Here is a 2,943-nt window from a genome sequence, read left to right as displayed (position 1 = left end):
GATTGACAAGTACATCAATATTATCTTGCTTAAACTTCCCTGGAATGTGCAAACTTTTCTCCTTGAATGCTAACGCCCGCCTAAGGGGCTGGCAACGCATGACCACTAAACTCAAACACAACAACTGCAACCACCGCGGCTCATTGGGACTGGAAACGCCGCGCGTTGACAGTCCCTCTTGAGGCGTTTGTTAGTTTCGTAGCCTATTGTTTAACAATGACTTTTTAAACTCATTTGCTTGAAAGTAATTTTACGCAAAAGCACCACGCAAACACACGTCCAACGCCAAAAGCTGTGAAGTTGGCTGCCAAAACGTTAAGAGTCCGCGACAAAGAAAGCCAGATCACAGCGATGATTCAGCCTTTTATGAAACCAAACTGATCAAGTTGAACGTCCGACAACATTGAAGCATCAAAGCTTGTTGGTTATCAGCGATTTTGAAACCGCAGAACTTTCAACGCGTTCTACCAAATCAGCATCAGGAAAAACCCAAAAGCCAAATTGTGCTGCCTGAACGATAAAGGCTGAATTTTCAGAACCTTGTGCGTGAATTTTGATGATTTTTACTGAGAGAAACTAACGCTGCATTAAGGTGTGAGCAGCGCTTGGCTACACTTGAGCGAAGCGAAACTGCCAAGCGTTGCGAATCACTCTTAAATGCCTTGTTAGTACTAAAATTCCTCGCAAGTATCATGCTCTTCATATTCTGGGAAATCAATTTCGATGAAGCCGTCATCATTAAGAACAAACAATACGCTTTCATTTTCGATATCAGCTCCATTCATATCAGAGCAACCACGATAGACTTCCCAATCGTATGAATAATCGAGTTGATATTGATTACAGCCCACAAAAGAAATGTTTTCGACTTCTATACCATTAACATTGTGAGCCATATGATCTATATGAGATAGATCCGGGATAAGTTTCTGTTCAAAGTCACTTTTGTTTTCAGATAGAAATCTAGTTAACTCTTCGCACAAGTGAGCGCCGTTAACTAAGGGTTGAGATGAACTAGAAAAGAACATTTTCAAATACTCCGAAACCTAATTTAATTTTGGGTACTAACGCCCTGCTAAGGGGTGAGCAATGCACTGCAAAAGCTACCGCACACCAACTTAATCACAAAAAGGACCGCATGCTAAAAATGCCACGCATTGCGAATCCCTCTTAAGCAGTTTGTTAGGCTAATTTTACGACCGATGCTCTCCAATAAGTGATAAGCACAATCAATAACGTCCATGGCATCGCGTACCACCAAAAGTAAGACGCATCACTGTCTGCCAGATAAAAATAGATAACTAAGAAAACACTTAAAAGCAACGATATTGTATAAGTGAACCATAACACCACACACACATCATTACTGAACTGAGACATTGTCACTCCACGTTCAGCACAAGCCGCAAAAACTAAACCAAAACCAATTGCTCCACCAACAGTAATATGAACAAATGAAAGCGGAACTAAAACCCAAAGTGACATCATTCTCTCCCTGATTAGCCTAACGCCGCATTAAGGGGCAGCCAACGCAAACAACTAAACCAAAACTAGCCAGCCGAAACCTCAAATGCCAACCAAACCAAAACTGCCAAGCGTTGACTGTCCCTCTTGAATGCTTTGTTATGTAACTTTGCTAACCATTTCAAAGCATTACAAAGAACGGCATCGCCAAATACCATTTAACTTACATGAAAAGTTAGCAGTAACCCAGTAGAATTTGCGTGGCAACGACGAAACTGCGAGCCCTAGTTCAAAGAAAAAATGACTGCCACCAAACTTATCGCAAACCAGCTGAATCATTAGCAACAAACTGAAGATTCGAAGAATAAAGAAGCCGAAAGCTAAATCAACATGCACGAAACGAACTCAGAGAAAGTCGAAATTGAAATTAGACCAATCATAAAAAACATCTACTTTTCAATGCATTGTGGTCTTTTTCTATACGGTTACATAACGCCGCATTAAGGTGTGAGCAGCGCTTGGCTATACTTGAGCGAAGCGAAACTGCCAAGCGTTGCGAATCACTCTTAAATGCTTTGTTATGTGAAAATCACATGCTATTTGAAAGGTCTACACTAAAGCGATCTTCAACAAATTTCTTTAACTCATTTAAAGATGTTGCCGTTTTTTCACCGTTATAGTTAGCTCGAACCTGACATTTTGTTAAATCGAGACGAGCGAACTCAATTTCATTGGCAGCAACAACCATTGAACGACAAAACCTAGACCGGGCTTTCAAGCCTGCAGGAAAAGGCATAACTGCTAATGCAAAACATCGAGACCTTAAGCCGTCCTCTTCGAAAGTTAGAGGTTTAGATACGTGAGCAAAATCATTTCTAATCTTGCGAAGAATATTTAAGTCATGAACTACATTCTTTGACATTAGTCCTAACGCATATGCCATATCTATTCGAGACGAAAAACTACCAAGACTACCACTGGAACTAAGCAGTCGTTTAGTTAAAGCCTCATTCTCGACAAAGTACGCCTTAAGCAGATCTATTAGAAGTTCGTCGATAAATGCAACAGCCATTAAAGCACAACCACGGTCTGATTCTTCTATTAGAACTTGCCTAAAAGATGTGATTTTCTTAACAATCTCTTGCTCTTCAGGAGGACAAAGTTCGGCAGTGTTCTTGAGCAGCACCTTAGTAAATTCCTCAAAATCTTTTTCTGACAGTTTCATATGTCCTCTTTTTCACATAACGCCGCATTAAGGGGCAAGCAACACGAACAACTGAGCTCAAACTAGCCAGCCTTAACCTCAAATGCTCAACCAAACCAAAAATGCCACGCGTTGATTGTCCCTCTTAAATGCTTTGTTATGTAACTTTACTAACCATTTCAAAGCATTACCAAAAATAGCATCGCCAGACACGATTTAACTTACACGAAAAGTCAGCATTGACCCAGTAGAAAAAACTCTGGCAACCACAAAAG

3 protein-coding genes and 1 pseudogene are annotated in these 2,943 nt (G+C 40.6%); all 4 read right to left on the bottom strand.

Annotation, left to right across the window (positions count from 1 at the left end; all coding sequences use genetic code 11):
- Positions 1–250: 250 nt before the first annotated feature.
- Positions 251–404: pseudogene (locus EXA13_RS16295) on the bottom strand (DUF645 family protein).
- Positions 405–671: 267 nt separating this feature from the next.
- Positions 672–1,028 carry a hypothetical protein gene (locus EXA13_RS16285; RefSeq protein WP_238134060.1) on the bottom strand — a complete coding sequence of 119 codons (357 nt, stop codon included), beginning with the start codon at positions 1,026–1,028 and terminating at the stop codon, positions 672–674.
- A gap of 154 nt (positions 1,029–1,182) precedes the next feature.
- On the bottom strand, positions 1,183–1,488 hold the full coding sequence (locus tag EXA13_RS16280; protein WP_238134059.1) for a hypothetical protein: 306 nt from the start codon (positions 1,486–1,488) through the stop codon (positions 1,183–1,185).
- A gap of 565 nt (positions 1,489–2,053) precedes the next feature.
- Complete coding sequence (locus EXA13_RS16275; RefSeq protein ID WP_193168176.1) at positions 2,054–2,689, bottom strand: MltR family transcriptional regulator; 636 nt, start codon at positions 2,687–2,689, stop codon at positions 2,054–2,056.
- Between the last annotated feature and the right edge of the window lie 254 nt (positions 2,690–2,943).

Source organism: Vibrio cincinnatiensis, assembly GCF_022113815.1.
GTDB lineage: Bacteria > Pseudomonadota > Gammaproteobacteria > Enterobacterales > Vibrionaceae > Vibrio > Vibrio cincinnatiensis_A.
The sequence above is the reverse complement of the archived record's forward strand: the minus strand, read 5'-3'. Positions and strand labels throughout refer to the sequence as shown.